Here is a 17024-nt window from a genome sequence, read left to right on the forward strand (position 1 = left end):
CGGCTGCGCGAACGTCAACCGAGGTAGCGGAGGTTCCTCCATGTCCGTCCGTCAGGTGCTGACGGCACTGGTCACCGGCGCGGCGCTGGCCGTTCCGGCGGCCGCCCACGCGGCTCCGGCCGACCGCCCCGGCGTCCCGCCGCAGCGGACCCACTTCGACCTGCAGGCCCACCGCGGTGGCATCGGCATGACCACCGAGGAGACGCTGGCCGGCTTCGCCAAGGCGATGCGCCTCGGCGTCACCACGCTGGAGCTGGACACCCAGGTCACCCGGGACGAGAAGGTCGTCGTCACGCACGACCGCCAGGTCAGCGCGCAGAAGTGCCGGGACACCGCGCCGGTGCGTCCGGGCGACCCGGCGTACCCGTACGTCGGGAAGTACGTCAAGGACCTGACCCTGGCGCAGATCAGGACCATGGACTGCGGCTACCAGCAGCTGCCCGGCTTCCCGGAGCAGGAGCAGGTCGCCGGCGCCCGGATGGCCGAGCTGCGCGACGTGCTCGACCTGGTGAAGCGCTACCGGGCCCGTGGGATCACGCTCAACATCGAGACCAAGGTGGAGGCGGGGGCGCCCGAGCAGACCGCGCCGCGTGAGCTGTTCGTCCGGCGGGTCTTCGAGGAGATCCGGCGCTCGGGCATCGAGCGGCAGGTCACCATCCAGTCGTTCGACTGGGGAGCGCTGCGGGTGATGCACCGGCTCGCGCCGCGCTGGCCGCTGGTGGCGCTGACCAACTACGACTTCCTCCAGGTCGGCAAGCCGGGCGCATCGCCCTGGCTGGGCGGGCTGGACGTGGACGACTTCGGCGGCGACTTCGTCCGGGCCGCCGACGCGATCCCGGGCGTCACCACGCTCTCGCCGAACTACGGGTTCCCGCAGAACGGCACGATCGCCGACCCGGCCTTCCGGTTCTACCCGGACCGGAAGATGATCGCGGACGCGCACGCACGCGGGTTGCGGGTCGTGCCGTGGACCTGCGACGACATGCCGACCGTGGCGGCGCTGATGGACCTCGGCGTGGACGGCGTCATCACCGACTACCCGAACCGGGTCCGGCAGCTCATGGCCGAGCGGGGCATGCGGCTGCCGAAGGCGTACCGGGCGCGCTGAGCGGTGGGGGCGGGGCGGGGCCCACGTGGCCCCTCCTCAGCCGCCGACGCGCAGCGCCAGGATCGCGATGTCGTCGGCGACCGGGCCGCTCTGGTAGGCGGCCACCCCGTCGCGCACCAGCTCCACCAGCTGCCGCGGCGTGCTGTCCGGCGCGTCGCGCAGCAGCTCCACCAGGCGTTCCTCGCCGAAGAGCCCGCCCGGCCCGCGCGCCTCGATCACCCCGTCGGTGTAGAACAGCACGGTGTCGCCGGCCTCGAGGGCGACCGACCGACGCCCGAGCCGCACCTCGGGGAAGGCGCCCAGCAGCACGCCCGGCACGGTGATCACCTCGACCCGCCCGTCGGCCCGGCGGACCAGCGCGGGCGGGTGGCCGCCCGAGGCCACGTCCAGGTCGGCACCGCCGTCGCGCAGCCGTAGCCGCCCGCACACCACGCTGAGGAACCGGTCCACGTCGGGGTCGTCCCGGAGCCGGACGTGCAGCTGGCGCAGGGCGGTGGCGGGCTCCGCCAGCGCCGCGGTGATCCGCAGCGTGTGCCGGGCCAGGCCGGTCACGCTGGCGGCGTCCACGCCCCGGCCGGCGACGTCGCCGACCACGAGGACCCACTCCCGGCCGGCGGCACCGTCGACCGGGAACACGTCGTAGAAGTCGCCGCCGACCCCCACCGCGTCGCCGGCCAGGTAGACCGCCGCCAGCTCGGCTCCGGGCACCGCCGGCAGCCGCGACGGCAGGAGGCTGCGTTGCAGGCGTACGGCGGTGGCGTGCTCCCGCTCGTAGAGCTGCGCCCGGGCGAGCGCCTGCCCGGCCAGACCGGCCAGGGTGACCAGGAAGTCGCGTCGCGCCGGCTCGAACTCCTGCGGTTCGGCGTACCCGAAGACGAGCACCCCGGCGGCGGTCCCCCGTCCGCGCAGCGGCACCATCGCCCACGACCGGTGGGGACTGTTCCGGATCGCGTCGGCGGCGTCGGGGAACCGGTCGAGGAGGGGTTCGAGCTCCGGGTGGAAGCTGGGTTCGTCGGCCCGGAAGGTGGCCGCGATCGGGTGAACGGCGTCCCGCCCGACCGCCTTCCACCGCGACGGGGGCTCCTGGCCGGTGGGCGGGAAACGGATCTGCCGGCCCGCCTCGTCGAGGAGCGCGACGGCCGCTACGGTCGCCTCGGCCGCCGGACCGGCGCCGTCCCGGACCGCCGCGACCACCTCGGCCACGGAGACCGCCTGGGAGAGCGCGGCGGTGAACTCCTGCACCCGGCGGGCCCGCCGTTCCTCGCGCCGCCGCGAGGTGACGTCGGTGATGAGGACGGCCACCGCGCCGGCCCGCCCGCCGCCGCCCGGCACCGCGAAGAAACTGCTCAGGTACGTCCGGCCGGCACGTACCACCTCGACGTCGCGCACCGCGCCGGTCTCGGCGACCTCCCGCATCAGCGGCTCGACGACCGGACCCAGCTCGGGGAACAGGTCGGGCACCCGGCGGCCGAGGTGGTCGCCGACCGGGCGACCGTTCCACGCCGCGAGGACAGGGTTGATCTTGAGGTAGCGCAGGTCGGTGTCGAGCAGGGCCACCCCGACCGGCGCGTTCTCCACCAGCGTGTCGAGGGCGGTGAGCATGGTGGCCCGGTCCGCGGTGAGCTGCTCGACGCCGACCGTCGCCTCGTCGGGCACCTCGTCGAAGACGGCCGCGATGCCGACCGGGCCCACCGGTGTGGACCCGTGCACCGGGTAGTAGCTGCCCCGCCACCGCCGTTGGCCGGGTCGTCCCGGGGTGGGACCGACGACGTCCAGATTGACCAGCGGACGCCCGGTGTCGATCACCTGCCGGAGCTGCTCGGCGAACGACTCGGGCAGCTCCGGCAGCACCTCGCGCAGGTGCCGGCCGGGGTGCTCGGCGGCCGGCCGGCCATTGATCTCGGCGGCCCGCTGGTTGGCCATGACGAAGCGCAGGTCCCGGTCCAGCACGCTGACCCCGACCGGCAGGTGGAGCAGGATCGTCTCCAGCAGCGCCTGGTCGATGGCGGACACCGCCGGGCCGTGCCCCAGGGTGGCCACCGGCGACGGGCCGGGTGGTCCGGGCTCCTCGGCGACCGGCACGTGGGCACCGTGCCGCAGCCCGGCCGCGCGCACCCGCCCGGCGGCGTACGCGGCGAGGCCGGTCGCCGCCTCCACCGTGCCTGGCGGCACGTGGCCCCGGAAGCCGAGACTGAGCGCGCCGACGACCGTCCCGTCGCCGTCCGGGTGCCACAGCGGTGCGGCCACCAGGCCCTCGACGTCGGCGGTGGGCAGGCTCGCGGTCGCCGGGAAGCGGATCAGCCGCTCCCGGAACGACCCCGCCTCCACCACCTCACCGGTGCGGGCGGCGCGGGAGATGCCGACCGGCGCGGCGAGCGGGAAACGGGCCCAGGTCTCGGCCAGCTCGGGCACCATGCCGACGGAGTAGATCAGGTCCAGCTGCGTGCCGGCGGGGTCGAGCAGGACGAGGACCGCCACCTCGGCGCCGGTACGGCGCAGGACGTCGGACGGGAGCAGGCCGCTGCCGTCGTCGACCGTGCGCCCGACCCGATCCCGCACCCCGCCCTCCCTCATCCGTACGAGGGCCGACCGACGGGCCCGGGGAGACGGTACCGCCGCGGGCACGGCGGGGCGACCCACCGACCGCCGGATGAACCGGGGCCCTGTCGGGCAGCTCACACCCGCCCGGCAGGTCGGTCAGGCCGGCCCCCCGCCGAAACCGATCTCGTTGCCGTCCGGGTCCCGGAAGACGACCTTGCGGACGCCGTTGTCGTAGGTCTCCTCGTCGGCCGGCGCCAGTCCGCGGGCCGCGATCCCGGCCAGGCGGGCGTCGAGGTCGTCGACGAAGACGGTGTGCATGGCGTGCCCGGCGTGCTCCGGCCGCACGTCGACGTAGAGGTAGCGGTGCTCGGCGAGTTCCCAGACCGCCTCGGTGTCGTTCGGCAGGAACGCCGGCGGACCGCCGAGCAGCCGGTCGTACCAGGCGGTGGCCACCGCGCGGTCGCGGACCGGGACGCCGGCGAACAGGTCGACCGTCATCCGGCCATGGTAGGCGCGTCCACGTGCCGGCGAGGGCTCACGCCGTACCGGCGCTTGAACGCGGCGCTCAGCGCGAAGGAACTGCCGTAGCCGACCCGGCGGGCCACCGCCCCGACGGTGGCGCCCGGCTCGCGGAGCAGGTCGGCCGCGAGCGCCAGCCGCCACCCGGTGAGGTACGACATGGGCGGCTCGCCGACCAGCGCGGTGAACCGCCGGGCCAGGACCGCCCGGGAGATCCCGGCCTCGGTGGCCAGCGCCGCCACGGTCCACGGTCGGGCGGGGTCGTGGTGCAGCGCCCGCAGGGCCCGGCCGACCACCGGATCGGCGTGTGCCCGGTACCAGGCGGGTGCCGCCGCGCCCGGCCGGGCGAACCACTCCCGCAGCGCGGCGATGAGCAGCAGGTCGAGCAGGCGGTCCAGCACCGCCGCCTGGCCCGGCTCGTCCTTCACGATCTCGGCGGCCAGCAGCGGGACCAGCGGTGTGTCCCAGGAGTCACGCGGGACGACCGCCAGCGGGGGCAGCGCGTCCGACAGCCGCCGGCCGACCGCTCCCTGCACCGCGTACGTGCCGGTGAGCAGCATCGTCGGGCCGTCCGGGCCGTTGCCCCAGGTGCGGACGCCGAGCCCGGTCGTCCCGAACAGCTCGCGCCCGTCCGGCGTGGTGCAGCGCTGCCCCGGGAGGATCACCACCTGGGGCGGCGTGGCCGGGTCGTCGGCGACGAGATAGGGACCGGGGCCGCGCACGATCGCCACGTCCCCGGCGCCGAGCCGCGCGGTCTCGGCCTGCTCCGGCGCGATCCAGGCGTCACCACGGACCACCGCGACCACGGTGAGCGGCGCCTCGTCCCGGACCAGCATCGACCAGGGCGGCGTGAGGATCGAACGGAGCAGGAAGGCGCCCCGGGCCCGGGGGCCGTCGAGCAGTCCGGCAACGGCGTCCACGAAGACGATTACACACAGATTCGCGCGTCCTGGCCATGTGCCGTCTCACCGGACGGCGATTGACTGGGCACATGAGACTCGTAGCGCACCTGACGCTGGTCGGGGCCACCATCGGGGCCGGGCTGATGGCCGGGCTCTTCGCCGCGTTCGCCTACGCCGTGATGCCGGCGCTGCGGGGCGCGGACGACCGCACGTTCGTGGACGCGATGCAGCGGATCAACGTGACCATCGTCAACGGCTGGTTCCTGCTGGCGTTCCTCGGCACGCCGCTGCTCGCCGCGCTGGCGGTGGTGCTGGCCTGGCGGGGCACGGCCCGCCCGACACTGCCGTGGATCATCGCCGGGCTCGTCCTCTACCTGGTGGCGGTCGGCATCACGGTCGCCGTCAACGTCCCGTTGAACGACGCGCTGGCGGCGGCCGGACCGGCGGACCGGCTCGGCGACCCCGGTGCCGTACGGGCGCGCTTCGAGGCCACCTGGGTCACCGGGAACGTGATCCGCGCGTTGGCGAGCACGGGCGGGTTCGCGGCGTTCAGCTGGGCCCTGGTGCTCACCGGCCGTGCCGCCGACTGACGCGAAACGCCCTGGTGAGAAATACTCACCAGGGCGTTTTCCGCTCGGGTGGAGCCGAGGGGACTCGAACCCCTGACCCCCACACTGCCAGTGTGGTGCGCTACCAGCTGCGCCACGGCCCCTTGCGGTCGTCCCCGGTCGCCCGGGCACGGGAAGAACTATACACACGCCGTTCGGCATGGTCATCTCGCGGGGGGTCACCCCGGCCCGGTCAGTTCAGCGCCACGTCGGGCGGGAAGTGGGCCACCGCGGCCATCATGCCGCCCTGCCGTCGCAGCACCATCGGCCAGAGATCGTCCGGGCGGTCGACGAAGGCGTCGCCGGGGAGCGCGTCGAGCACGAACCACGACCCCTCCTCGATCTCGCGCTCCAACTGCCCGGCGCCCCAGCCGGAATAGCCGGCGAACACCCGGATCCCGCCGACGGCGTCCCGCAGCTTCGCCGGGTCGACCGAGAGGTCGATGGTGCCGACCGCGCCGGAGACCCGGTGGAAGCCCTTGACCGGCTTGACCGGGTGGCGCATCCGGGCCAGGCAGATGGCCGAGTCGGGCTGGACCGGGCCGCCCTCGAAGAGCACCGCCGGCTCCCGCGCCAGGTCGCTCCAGTCGCCCAGCACGTCGGCCACCGGAACTTCGGTGGCCCGGTTGAGCACCACGCCGAGGGCGCCGCCGGGCTCGTGGGCGACCAGCAGCACGACGGTGCGGTCGAAGTTCGGATCCTTGAGCACGGGTGTCGCGACCAGCAGCCGTCCGGTCATCGACTCCATGGCTCGGCCACCGATCGCCTGCCCCTCACCCTGCATGTCCGACACCCGTCAGCCGTGCGCCCGCGCGGGACCGACGCCGTCGACCGTCCACGCTGTCAACGCCATGTCACGCACCATAGCCTGCGCCCCGCCCGCTGGCTAAGGTCTGACCGGCGGGTGATCGCGACGGATCGAGGGAGGGCCGGATGACGGCGGAGGCCGAACTGGCGGTGATCGGCGGGTCGGGTCTCTACGCCCTGCTGGACGGGGTGGAGCACGTGGTGGACACCCCGTACGGCGCGCCGTCGGACCCGATCACGGTGGCCGAGGTGGGCGGTCGCCGGGTGGCGTTCCTCCCCCGGCACGGGCGCGACCACCGGCACCCGCCGCACCGGATCCCCTACCGGGCCAACCTCTGGGCGTTGCGTTCCCTTGGCGTACGCCAGGTGTTGGCGCCGTGCGCGGTCGGCGGCCTCCGGCCGGAGTTGGGGCCGGGCACGTTCGTGGTGCCGGACCAGCTCGTCGACCGCACCAGCGGACGGGCGCAGACCTACTACGACCGGGGCGCGGTGCACGTGTCGTTCGCCGACCCGTACTGCCCGGCCGGGCGGCGGACGCTGCTGGACGCGGCGGCCGGTCGGGGCGTGCCGGCGGTGGACGGCGGGACGGTGGTGGTGGTCGAGGGCCCGCGCTTCTCGACCCGGGCGGAGTCGCGCTGGTTCGCCTCGATCGGCGGCACGGTGGTGAACATGACCGGCCACCCGGAGGCGGTGCTCGCCCGCGAGCTGGCCCTCTGCTACACGTCGATCGCGCTGGTCACCGACCTGGACGCGGGCGTCGAGGCGGGCGAGTCGGTCACCCAGGAGGAGGTGTTCCGGGTCTTCGCGGAGAACACCGACCGGCTGCGCGGGCTGCTGCTGGACGCCGTCGCCGCGCTGCCGACCGAGCGGGAATGCCCGTGCGGCGACGCGCTGGACGGGATCACGCTGCCGTTCCCGCTGCCCTGAGCCCCGGCGAAGCGCCCGAAAAGTCGGCTTCCGCCCGCTAGATTCGGTGGGTCGGGAGGCGGCCCGGCCCGGGACGGAGGCAGCCGGCGATGGCGACGGTGCGCGAGGCGACCTACGACCTGCTGCGCGCGCTCGGCCTGACCACCGTCTTCGGCAACCCCGGCTCGACCGAGGAGCCGTTCCTCCAGGACTTCCCCGCCGACTTTCACTACGTGCACGCGCTCCAGGAGGCGTCGGCGGTCGCCATGGCCGACGGCTATGCCCAGGGCACCGGCCGGCCCGCCCACGTCAACCTGCACACCGCGCCGGGCACCGGCAACGGCATGGGCAACCTGGTGACCGCCTGGCACAACCGGACGCCGCTGATCGTCAGCGCGGGCCAGCAGACCCGGGAGATGCTGCTGATCGAACCCCGGCTGGCCAGCCCCCGGGCGGTCGAGCTGGCCCAGCCGTACGTCAAGTGGGCCCACGAGCCGGCCCGCGCCCAGGACGTCCCCGCGGCCTTCATGCGGGCGTACGCCTCGGCGGTGCAGCCGCCCGCCGGACCGGTCTTCCTCTCCCTGCCGATGGATGACTGGGACCGGACCGCCGACCCGCCGCCGCAGGTGCGGACCGTCGCCACCCGCATCGCGCCGGACCCGGACCGGCTGCGCGGCTTCGCCGACGCGCTGGCCGACGCCCGCGCCCCGGTGCTGGTGCTCGGCGCGGCCGTGGACCGGGCCGACGCCTGGCCGGCCGCCGTCGCGCTGGCCGAGCGGCTGGCCGCCCCGGTGTGGGCCGCCCCGGCACCGGAGCGGGCCGTCTTCCCCGAGCGCCACCCGCACTTCCGGGGCGTGCTCCCGTACGCGATCGGGCCGCTGTCGGAGGCGCTGCGCGGCCACGACACGGTGCTGGTGGTCGGCGCTCCGGTGTTCCGCTACTACCCGCACGTGCCCGGCGACTACCTGCCCGGCGACGCCCGGCTGCTGCACGTCACCGACGACCCCGACGAGGCGGCCCGGGCCCCGGTCGGGGACAGCCTGCTCGGCGATCCCGGCCTGACCATGACGGCGCTGATCGAGGTGCTGCCGCCGGTCGGCCGGCCCGCGCCGCCGCCCCGGGAACAGCCCGCCCCGCCGGAGCCGGGCGAGCCGCCCACCGCCGACGCGCTGTTCGCGGCCCTGGCCGCGGCCTGGCCGGCGGACGGGGTGCTGGTGCAGGAGTCACCGTCCAACCTGGCCGCGTTGCGCCGGCGGCTGCGGGTCGACCGGCCCCGCTCGTACTTCACCATGGCCAGCGGCGGCCTCGGGTTCGGGCTGCCGGCCGCGGTGGGCCTCGCGCTCGCGGAGCGGGACACCGGGCGCGGCCGCCCGGTGGTGGCGGTGGTCGGCGACGGCTCGGTGCACTACTCGGTGCAGGCGCTCTGGACCGCCGCGCGGCTGCGCCTGCCGCTGGCCGTGGTGGTCCCGGTGAACCAGCAGTACGCGATCCTCAAGGCGTTCGCCGAGCTGAAGCACACCCCGGGCGTGCCGGCGCTGGACCTGCCCGGGCTGGACGTGACGGCGGTGGCGCGCGGCTACGGCTGCGCCGCCGAGGTGGTGACGTCGCTGGACGCGCTCGGCCCGGCGCTGTCCGCCGCGCTCGCCGCCGACCGCCCCACGGTGCTGCCGGTGCCGATCAGCACCGAGGTGCCCCGGATCCTGTGACCTCAGCCGGGCCGCGCGACCAGTGGGGCGCCGGTGCCGACGTCCAGCACGGCCCGGCCGCCCAGCGGCGCGGCGAGCGTGACGCTCACCGGCTTCTGCACGAGCTGCATGGTGCAGACCCCGGTGGCGGGGACCACGGAGCCGCCGACCACCACCGCGTCCGGGCCCTCCCGCACCAGCGGGGTGGGCGCGCCGTCGCAGGCGCCGACGCCGACCACGTAGTCGAGGCGGTTCCCGTCCACCGCCCGCAGCTCCTGGGCCGCGACGAGGCCGGCCGGCAACGGCAGGGTGTCCGCCGCGCCGCCGCCGACGGTGCCGACCGCGTGGGGCGCGACCGCGAGCCGGGCGACGGGTACGGCCAGCTCCTCCACCGTGAACAGCCAGGCGGGCACGTCGGCCGCGCCCCGGCTGGTCCACGCCGGCGCGCTGCCCAGGCGGACCGCGGTCACGGTGAGCGGCACGCACGGGGTCGGCGCGGTGGTCGACACCGGGTCGTCCGGGCCCGGCTCGGCGGTCGGGCCACCGGGCTCCGGCCAGCCGGGCTTGCCCGGCTGCGGCTCGCGCGGTCGGCCGTCGCACGGCGGCGGATCGCCCTGGTCCAGCTGGGCGTACGCGTCGGCCGCGCTGACCAGCGGCACCCGCAGCTCGCCGTCGGGGAAGCGGATCGAGGCGTCCGGCGGGACGGCGGTCGGCATGGGAATCTGGTCCCGGTACCAGCCGGAGGCGAACGCCAGCTCCGTCTCCGCGGTGAAGCCCGGGTCGCCGACGAGGACGGTGGCGTCCTGGAGCGGGACGTACCCGGTGCGCCACCTCGGGTCGGGGCGCCAGCGCGCCGCCGCCTCCCGCGCCCGCTGGTCGAACGCGGGGTGCTGGTTCCGCACGGCGGACGTCGTCACGCCCGGGTCGGCGGTCGTGGTGCCGCCCGGACCGGAGCCGGGCGTGGCGCACCCGGCGAGGACCAGCATCGGCAGCCCGAGCAGGGCGAACGATCGGCGCATGCGGATTGGACGACGCCGCCTCCCGGCCGGTTCCCGGTCAGTCCCCACCGCCCAGGTCCGCCTGGTAGGCCTCCCAGAGCAGGTCCGCGCCGCGCCGCCGGTGCCGGTCGAGCGCGCGGAGCAGGTTGCCGGCCTGCTCCCGCACCTCCTCGGCGGAGACGGCGGACGACCCGACGGCGTGCTGGAGCGCGGCCAGCGCCGCGACGATCGCGGCGTGCTCGTCCACCAGCAGACGTACGCCCCGGTGCAGCCGGGGCGCGGTGCGCAGCAGGTCGGCGTAGCGACCGGCCGGGCCCTCGGTGATCCGGACGTGCTCGGTGAAGCCCTGCCGGACCGGACCGAGATGGACGATCAACCGCTCCCGCCAGCGGGGCTCCCCGCTCGCCGCCAACGCCCGGCCGAGCACGGTGGTCGGCTGCTGGATCGGACTGGTGACCATGGGGCACCTCCCGGCCTGCGGTGCTATCGCATACCGCGATGGTGAACCCGGCCGGCCGTCCTGTCCAGCCGCCGGCGACGCCTCATTCGCCTCATCCGACCCAGGGACCCCACCGGCACCAGCCCGGGGGGCGGAGACGACTGTGCGCCCCGGTCCGGGAGGACCGGGGCGCACAGGTCAAGGTGGTGGAGGTGCCGGGAATCGAACCCGGGTCCTTCGCCGGTTTGTCAGGGCTTCTCCGAGCGCAGCTCGCTGTGCCTCTACTCGGCCCCACCGCTCACGCGAGCAAGTTGGTGTGACGGGCCCAGTCGCTGATTGATCTCGCCGCACGGACCCCGCGACCGGGTCCGATTGGCCAGCCTTCTAGCTGATGCCGGCTAACTGGGTCGAAGGCGCTCCCAGGCCGACAGACTTGCTACTCGCCTCAGGCGGCGAGAGCGAAGTCAGCGCGATTGTTCTTGGCGCTTATTGGTTTCCGACGACCGATTCTCGAGACGACGTCGGCTTCCTCGGCTCGCTTCCCCTGTCGCTGCGTACGAAGTCGAAACCAGTCACCCCCTCGACAGGCCACCGTGCTGGTGGCACTGACAAGCCTAACGCCTGCCGCAACGGGTTTCATCCCGAGCCCCGGCCCGGGCGCGCCGGCCGGGACAAAGCCGACAAATCAGTCGTTCATGCCCTTGCCGCGCCGACCCGCGACGCGCCGGATCTCCCGGTCGGCGTCCCGCTTGGCGAGGTCCTGCCGCTTGTCGTACGACTTCTTGCCCTTGGCCAGGGCGATCTCGACCTTGGCCCAGCCGTCCGAGAAGTAGACCTGCAACGGCACGACGGTCAGCCCGCCCTCCCGCGTCTTGCCGATCAGCCGGTCGATTTCCAGCCGGTTGAGCAGCAGCTTGCGGGTGCGCCGGGGCTCGTGGTTGGTCCAGGTGCCCTGGGTGTACTCCGGGATGTGCATGCCGTGCAGGTAGAGCTCGCCGCCGCTCTCCTGGGCGAACGCGTCGACCAGCGACGCCCGCCCGGCGCGCAGCGACTTGACCTCGGTGCCGGTCAACGCCATGCCCGCCTCGTAGGTGTCGAGGATGGCGTAGTCGTGCCGCGCCTTCTTGTTGGAGGCGACCACCTTGCGACCCTTTTCCCGTGGCATCGGCGCCACCCCCTTCCTGATCGACTCCCGGCCACCGGCCGGCGAGCGGAGATCATGCTACCGGAACCACAAGGGCCCTCCCGCGCCGTTTATTCCGGCGCGGGAGGGCCCTGGAGAGCCGTACCGGTACCTAGACCCGCAGGTAGAAGCGGAGCGTGACCCAGGCGGTGATCGCGCTGACCAGGCCACCGACGGCGGCCATCAGCGGGAAGGTCAGGAAGATCTCGGACCAGGAGATCGGGGTGATCAGCCCCTCCAGCGCGGCCATCGAACTGCCGGCCGCCAGCGTCTTCACGCCGATCAGCGCGAGCAGGCCGAGGATGGAGCCGATCAGGCCGGCCACCACCGCCTCCAGCACGAACGGCGCCTGGATGAACCAGTTGGACGCGCCGACCAGCTTCATGACCGCGACCTCACGCCGCTTGCTGTACGCGGCCACCTGGATGGTGTTCGCGACCAGCAGCAGGGCGGCGGCGGCCATCACGATGGCGAGGGCGAGCGCGCCGTTCTGGATGCCGGTGAGCACGCCGAAGACCTTGTCCAGCAGCTTGCTCTGGTCGACGATCGTGTCGATGCCCTCGGCGGTCTTGTACTGGTCGTAGATCTGCTTGTACTGCTGCGGGTCGTTCAGCGTGATCCGGAACGACTCCGGCAGCTGGTCGGCCTTGACCGCGTTGACCAGGTCGGGCGCGTCGGCGTACATCTGCTGGAAGCGCTTGTACGCCTCGTCCTTGTTGACGTACGTGACGTCCTTGACCAGCGGGTCCGCCTTGAGCTTGGTCTCCAGATCGGTCCGCTGCTGCTCCTGAACGTCGGTCTTCAGGAAGATCGAGACCTGGACGTTCTCGTAGTAGAGATCCTTCATGTCGCCGACCTTCTGGTACAGAAGGCCGCTGCCGCCCAGCATGAACAGCGACACCGCCATGGTGATGATCATGGCGATCGTCATGGTGACGTTGCGCCACAGTCCGACCAGTACCTCGGACAGGACGTACTTCATCCGCATCGGGATATTCCTCCGGCTCTCCGGCTGAGGTGTTCGTCGTCAGGGTCTACGGATCGTCAGCGGCTCAGCCGTAGACGCCGCGGGCCTGGTCGCGCACGATGCGGCCGCTCTCGATCTCGATCACCCGGCGCCGCATCTGGTTCACGATGTTGGAGTCGTGCGTGACCATCACGACGGTCGTGCCGGTGCGGTTGATCCGGTCCAGGAGGCGCATGATCTCGATCGAGGTGTCCGGGTCCAGGTTTCCGGTGGGCTCGTCGGCCAGCAGGATCAGCGGCCGGTTCACGAACGCCCGGGCCACCGCGACACGCTGCTGCTCGCCGCCGGACAGCTCGTGCGGGTAGCGGTGCTCCTTGCCGCCGAGACCGACCAGCTCCAGCACCTCCGGCACGACCCGACGGGCCACCGCCTTCGTCTTGCCGATCACCTCCAGCGCGAACGCCACGTTCTCGTACGCGGTGCGGTTCGGCAGCAGCCGGAAGTCCTGGAAGACACAGCCGATGGAACGCCGGAAGTGGGGTCGCTTCCAGGAACGCATCGACGTGACGTCCTTGCCGTTGACGACGACGCGGCCCTTGTTGGGCGTGACCTCGTGCAGCAGCAACTTGATGATGGTGGACTTGCCGGAGCCGGATGGACCGATGAAGAAGACGAACTCGCCCTTCTCGATCGAGACGGACACGTTGTCGAGCGAAGGCCGGGACGCCTTCGGGTACGTCTTCGTCACTTGCTCAAGCTGAATCACGGGTCGAGAGTCTACGCGGTGTAACCGCAGAGCCAAGCCCCCCGCCCCGTGGATGCGGTGCGCGTCATCGATTTACCCGGTCAGACCGAGATCGATGACGCGCTGCGTCCGACCGTGATCACGCACCGTCAGCGGTGAGCTGCTGCTGCTTCCGCCAGCGGATTCCCGCCTCGATGAAGCTGTCCAGCTCGCCGTCGAAGACCGAGGACGGATTGCCCGTCTCCTGTTCGGTACGCAGATCCTTCACCATCTGATACGGGTGCAGGACGTACGACCGCATCTGGTCGCCCCACGAGCCGGCGGCGTCGGTCTTCAGGCCCGCCATCTTGGCCTGCTCCTCCTGCCGCTTGCGCTCCAGCAGCCGGGCCTGGAGCACCCGCAGCGCGGACGCCTTGTTCTGGAGCTGCGACTTCTCGTTCTGGCAGGTGACCACGATGCCGGTCGGGATGTGGGTGATCCGGACCGCCGAGTCGGTGGTGTTGACCGACTGACCACCCGGCCCGGAGGACCGATAGACGTCGATCCGCGTCTCGTTCTCGGGGATGTCGATGTGATCGGTCTGCTCCACCACCGGCAGCACCTCGACGCCGGCAAAGCTGGTCTGCCGGCGGCCCTGGTTGTCGAACGGGCTGATCCGCACCAGTCGGTGGGTGCCGGACTCCACGCTGAGCGTGCCGTAGGCGTAGGGCACCTTCACGGTGAACGTGGCGGACTTCAGGCCCGCCTCCTCGGCGTAGGAGGTCTCGTAGACCTCCGTCGGGTAGCCGTGGCGCTCCGCCCAGCGCAGGTACATCCGCAGCAGCATCTCGGCGAAGTCCGCCGCGTCCACGCCACCGGCGCCGGCCCGGATGGCGACCAGCGCCTCCCGGGAGTCGTACTCGCCGGAGAGCAGGGTGCGGACCTCCATCTCCTCGATGGCCTTGCTCAGCCCGGTGATCTCCGACTCGACCTCGGTCAGCGCGCCCGGGTCGGACTCGGCCTGGGCCAGCTCCAGCAGCACCCCGGCGTCGTCGAGCCGGGAGCGCAGGTCGCCCAGCTTGGTGATCTCACCGTTGACGTACGACAGCTGCGACGTCACCTGCTGCGCCTTGGCCTGGTCGTCCCACAGGTCGGGCGCGGAGGCCTCCTGCTCCAGGCGGGCCTTCTGCTCGCGCAGCTTGTCGAGGTCGAGCACGGCCTCGATGTTGCGCAGCGTGGCGTCGAGTTCCTTGAGCTGTTCGGCGTAATCGGCAGCGGTCACGACAGACAACACTACTGCGTGGGCCCGTCAACCTGTCGCAGGTGGTCAGCCGACCGGCGCGGTCTTCAGCCAGGAGAGCGCCGCCCTGTGGTAGGCGACCGCGAACTCCAGCGCGCTGGCGTCGTAGTTGTCGCCCTCCTTCTTGGCGTTCTTGACCTGCTCCCGCACCGCCGCCAGCGCCTCGGTGTGGTACTCGTTCGCCGAGGCGTACAGGTTCTTGAGCTGGCTCGCCGAGTGCAGGTTGCCGAACGCCATCCGTAGCGCTATCGGGTTACGGATGGTGTCCTTGCCGGGATTCTCCGCCAGCCAGCGGGAGAATGTCCGTTTCCCGGCCGCCGTCAGCGCGTACGGCTGGCTCATCCGCGGCCCGGGCTTGCCGAGCCGCACCAGACCCTTCTCGGCCAGCACGGGAAGCTCCCGGTAGACCTGACTGCGGGTCATCGACCAGTACGGCGCCAGCCGGCGCTCGGCGGCGGCCATCAACTGGCCGCCAGTCATCGGGCCGTCGTGCAGCAGGCCCAGCAGGGCCGCCGCCGTCGGGTTGACTCCGGATTCCGCCATGCCCTCTAAGCTGCCACTTTGTCGGCTCTGGCGTCCAGGATTTGCCGTTTTCGCCACCCGATGGCGGGTCCGATGTGCACCGTCGGGTAAGGAAGAGGCCCGCCCACGTCTCCGACGGGCCTCTCCGGACGCCTCAGCCCATGTGCGGGTAGGTGTGGTCGGTCGGCGGGACGAAGGTCTCCTTGATCGTCCGCGGCGACGTCCAGCGGACCAGGTTGTGCCAGGAACCCGCCTTGTCGTTGGTGCCGCTGGCCCGGGCGCCGCCGAACGGCTGCTGCCCGACCACCGCGCCGGTCGGCTTGTCGTTGATGTAGAAGTTGCCCGCCGCGTACCGCATCTTCTCCGCCACCTGGTCGACCACCCGGCGGTCGTTCGCGAAGATCGACCCGGTCAGCGCGTACGGCGCGATCGACTCGGCCTGGGCGACCACGTCGTCGAAGCGGGCGTCGTCGAAGACGTGCACGCCGAGGATCGGGCCGAAGTATTCCGTGGTGAAGGTCTCGTGCGCGGCGTCGGAGCACTCGAACAGCGTCGGCCGGACGAACCAGCCGACCGAGTCGTCGGCGGTGCCCCCGGCCAGGATCTTGCAGCTGTCGTCGCCCTTGATCAGCTCCAGCGCGGCGGTGTGCCGGCCGAACGCCTTGTCGTCGATGACCGCGCCGCCGAAGTTGCTGAAGTCGGTCACGTCGCCGTAGGTCAGCGACTCCGCGGTGGCGGCGAGCCGGTCCCGCAGCCCGCCCTCCCACAGCGACCGGGGAACGTACGCCCGCGAGGCGGCCGAGCACTTCTGGCCCTGGTACTCGTAGGCGCCCCGGATCAGCGCGGTGTGCAGCGCCTCCACGTCGGCGCTGGTGTGCGCGACCACGAAGTCCTTGCCGCCGGTCTCGCCGACCAGGCGCGGGTACCCCCGGTAGCGGGCGATGTTGTCGCCGACGGTCTTCCACAGGTGCTGGAAGACCTTGGTGGAGCCGGTGAAGTGGATGCCGGCCAGGTCCGGGTCGGCGAGCACCACGTCGGAGACCTCCTCGCCCCGGCCGGTGACCATGTTGATCACGCCGGGCGGCAGGCCGGCGGCCTCGAACAGGCGCATCGTGAAGTGCGCGGCGAACTGCTGGGTCGGGCCCGGCTTCCAGACCACGGTGTTGCCGAGCATGGCCGGCGCGGACGGCAGGTTGCCGGCGATCGCGGTGAAGTTGAACGGGGTGACCGCGTAGACGAAGCCCTCCAGGGGCCGGTGGTCGAACCGGTTCCACACGCCGGACGAGGACATCGGCTGCTCGGCCAGGAGCCGGCGGGCGAAGTGGACGTTGAACCGGAGGAAGTCGATCAGCTCGCAGGCGGCGTCGATCTCGGCCTGGACCGCGGTCTTGGACTGGCCGAGCATGGTGGCCGCGTTGAGCGTGTCCCGCCAGGGGCCGGCGAGCAGGTCGGCGGCGCGCAGGAAGATCGCGGCCCGCTCCTCGAACGGCAGCGCCCGCCACATCGGCGCGGCGTCCTTGGCGGCCCGGACCGCGGCCCGTGCGTCGTCGTGGGTGGCGTGACCGGTGACGCCGAGCACGTGCGCGTGCTTGTGCGGCTGCACCACGTCGATCGACTCACCGCCGGCCATCCGCTGCTCACCGGCGATGGTCATCGGCAGCTCGATCCGGTCGGCGGCCAGCTCGGCCAGCCGCCGCTGGAGCCGCTCCCGGTCGGCGCTGCCGGGCTCGTAGGTGTGGACCGGCTCGTTGCGCGGCTCGGGTACGGAGAACACGGCGTCCATCACAGGCTCCTGTGCGATCTCGACGGCGGTGG

Annotated in this window: 16 protein-coding genes, 1 tRNA gene and 1 other RNA gene; 4 read left to right on the forward strand and 14 right to left on the reverse strand. The window is 72.8% G+C overall.

The window, feature by feature from the left end:
* Window positions 1–40: 40 nt before the first annotated feature.
* Complete coding sequence (locus COO58_RS01785; RefSeq protein WP_098743579.1) at window positions 41–1108, forward strand: glycerophosphodiester phosphodiesterase family protein; 1068 nt, start codon at window positions 41–43, stop codon at window positions 1106–1108.
* A 36-nt stretch (window positions 1109–1144) separates the two neighbouring features.
* Here the strand turns inward: COO58_RS01785 and COO58_RS01790 are convergent, their stop codons facing one another.
* The 3 genes from COO58_RS01790 to COO58_RS01800 all read right to left on the reverse strand — a co-directional run bounded on the left by COO58_RS01790 (window position 1145) and on the right by COO58_RS01800 (window position 5088).
* A complete protein-coding gene (locus COO58_RS01790; RefSeq protein ID WP_141561844.1) occupies window positions 1145–3667 on the reverse strand; it encodes a SpoIIE family protein phosphatase in 2523 nt (840 codons plus the stop codon).
* A gap of 138 nt (window positions 3668–3805) precedes the next feature.
* The gene (locus COO58_RS01795) at window positions 3806–4147 is read right to left on the reverse strand and encodes a VOC family protein (protein WP_091581524.1); all 342 of its coding nucleotides are present in this window, start codon (window positions 4145–4147) and stop codon (window positions 3806–3808) included.
* Window positions 4144–5088, reverse strand: coding sequence for an AraC family transcriptional regulator (locus COO58_RS01800; protein WP_098743580.1), 945 nt, complete (start codon window positions 5086–5088; stop codon window positions 4144–4146). The genes COO58_RS01795 and COO58_RS01800 overlap by 4 nt, the downstream gene beginning before the upstream one ends.
* A 71-nt stretch (window positions 5089–5159) precedes the next feature.
* On the opposite strand from COO58_RS01800, the gene COO58_RS01805 reads away from it, so the two are divergent.
* Window positions 5160–5660, forward strand: coding sequence for a DUF1772 domain-containing protein (locus COO58_RS01805; protein WP_098743582.1), 501 nt, complete (start codon window positions 5160–5162; stop codon window positions 5658–5660).
* 49 nt (window positions 5661–5709) lie between these two features.
* Here the strand turns inward: COO58_RS01805 and COO58_RS01810 are convergent.
* A tRNA-Ala gene (locus COO58_RS01810) sits at window positions 5710–5782 on the reverse strand.
* Window positions 5783–5871: 89 nt separating this feature from the next.
* The gene (locus tag COO58_RS01815; RefSeq protein ID WP_091584149.1) at window positions 5872–6462 is read right to left on the reverse strand and encodes a YqgE/AlgH family protein; all 591 of its coding nucleotides are present in this window, start codon (window positions 6460–6462) and stop codon (window positions 5872–5874) included.
* Window positions 6463–6611: 149 nt separating this feature from the next.
* On the opposite strand from COO58_RS01815, the gene COO58_RS01820 reads away from it, so the two are divergent.
* Entirely contained in the window at window positions 6612–7412 is an 801-nt protein-coding gene (locus COO58_RS01820; RefSeq protein WP_091581529.1) for an S-methyl-5'-thioadenosine phosphorylase, read from the forward strand.
* Between the two features lie 89 nt (window positions 7413–7501).
* A complete protein-coding gene (gene mdlC, locus COO58_RS01825; protein ID WP_091581531.1) occupies window positions 7502–9097 on the forward strand; it encodes a benzoylformate decarboxylase in 1596 nt (531 codons plus the stop codon).
* Between the two features lie 2 nt (window positions 9098–9099).
* Here the strand turns inward: mdlC and COO58_RS01830 are convergent, their stop codons facing one another.
* The 9 genes from COO58_RS01830 to pruA all read right to left on the reverse strand — a co-directional run bounded on the left by COO58_RS01830 (window position 9100) and on the right by pruA (window position 16992).
* Window positions 9100–10095 (reverse strand): hypothetical protein, encoded by a 996-nt coding sequence (locus tag COO58_RS01830; RefSeq protein ID WP_098743583.1) that lies wholly within the window; start codon window positions 10093–10095, stop codon window positions 9100–9102.
* Window positions 10096–10132: 37 nt separating this feature from the next.
* Entirely contained in the window at window positions 10133–10534 is a 402-nt protein-coding gene (locus COO58_RS01835) for a hypothetical protein (RefSeq protein ID WP_091581534.1), read from the reverse strand.
* A 183-nt stretch (window positions 10535–10717) separates the two neighbouring features.
* Window positions 10718–11093: a transfer-messenger RNA gene (gene ssrA / locus COO58_RS01840) on the reverse strand.
* Window positions 11094–11198: 105 nt separating this feature from the next.
* Window positions 11199–11678, reverse strand: a complete 480-nt coding sequence (gene smpB / locus COO58_RS01845) for an SsrA-binding protein SmpB (protein ID WP_091584152.1) — start codon at window positions 11676–11678, stop codon at window positions 11199–11201.
* 130 nt (window positions 11679–11808) lie between these two features.
* Window positions 11809–12684: a permease-like cell division protein FtsX gene (gene ftsX / locus COO58_RS01850; RefSeq protein ID WP_098743585.1), complete on the reverse strand. Its 876-nt coding sequence runs from the start codon at window positions 12682–12684 to the stop codon at window positions 11809–11811.
* A gap of 64 nt (window positions 12685–12748) precedes the next feature.
* Window positions 12749–13429 (reverse strand): cell division ATP-binding protein FtsE, encoded by a 681-nt coding sequence (gene ftsE, locus COO58_RS01855; RefSeq protein WP_013284225.1) that lies wholly within the window; start codon window positions 13427–13429, stop codon window positions 12749–12751.
* A 118-nt stretch (window positions 13430–13547) separates the two neighbouring features.
* A complete protein-coding gene (prfB, locus tag COO58_RS01860; RefSeq protein ID WP_098743586.1) occupies window positions 13548–14669 on the reverse strand; it encodes a peptide chain release factor 2 in 1122 nt (373 codons plus the stop codon).
* A 45-nt stretch (window positions 14670–14714) separates the two neighbouring features.
* Window positions 14715–15230, reverse strand: coding sequence for a PadR family transcriptional regulator (locus COO58_RS01865; RefSeq protein WP_098743587.1), 516 nt, complete (start codon window positions 15228–15230; stop codon window positions 14715–14717).
* A gap of 133 nt (window positions 15231–15363) precedes the next feature.
* A complete protein-coding gene (gene pruA, locus COO58_RS01870) occupies window positions 15364–16992 on the reverse strand; it encodes an L-glutamate gamma-semialdehyde dehydrogenase (RefSeq protein WP_091581549.1) in 1629 nt (542 codons plus the stop codon).
* Window positions 16993–17024: the final 32 nt, after the last annotated feature.

The organism is Micromonospora sp. WMMA1996 (genome assembly GCF_002573675.1).
Classification (GTDB): Bacteria; Actinomycetota; Actinomycetes; order Mycobacteriales; family Micromonosporaceae; genus Micromonospora; species Micromonospora sediminicola.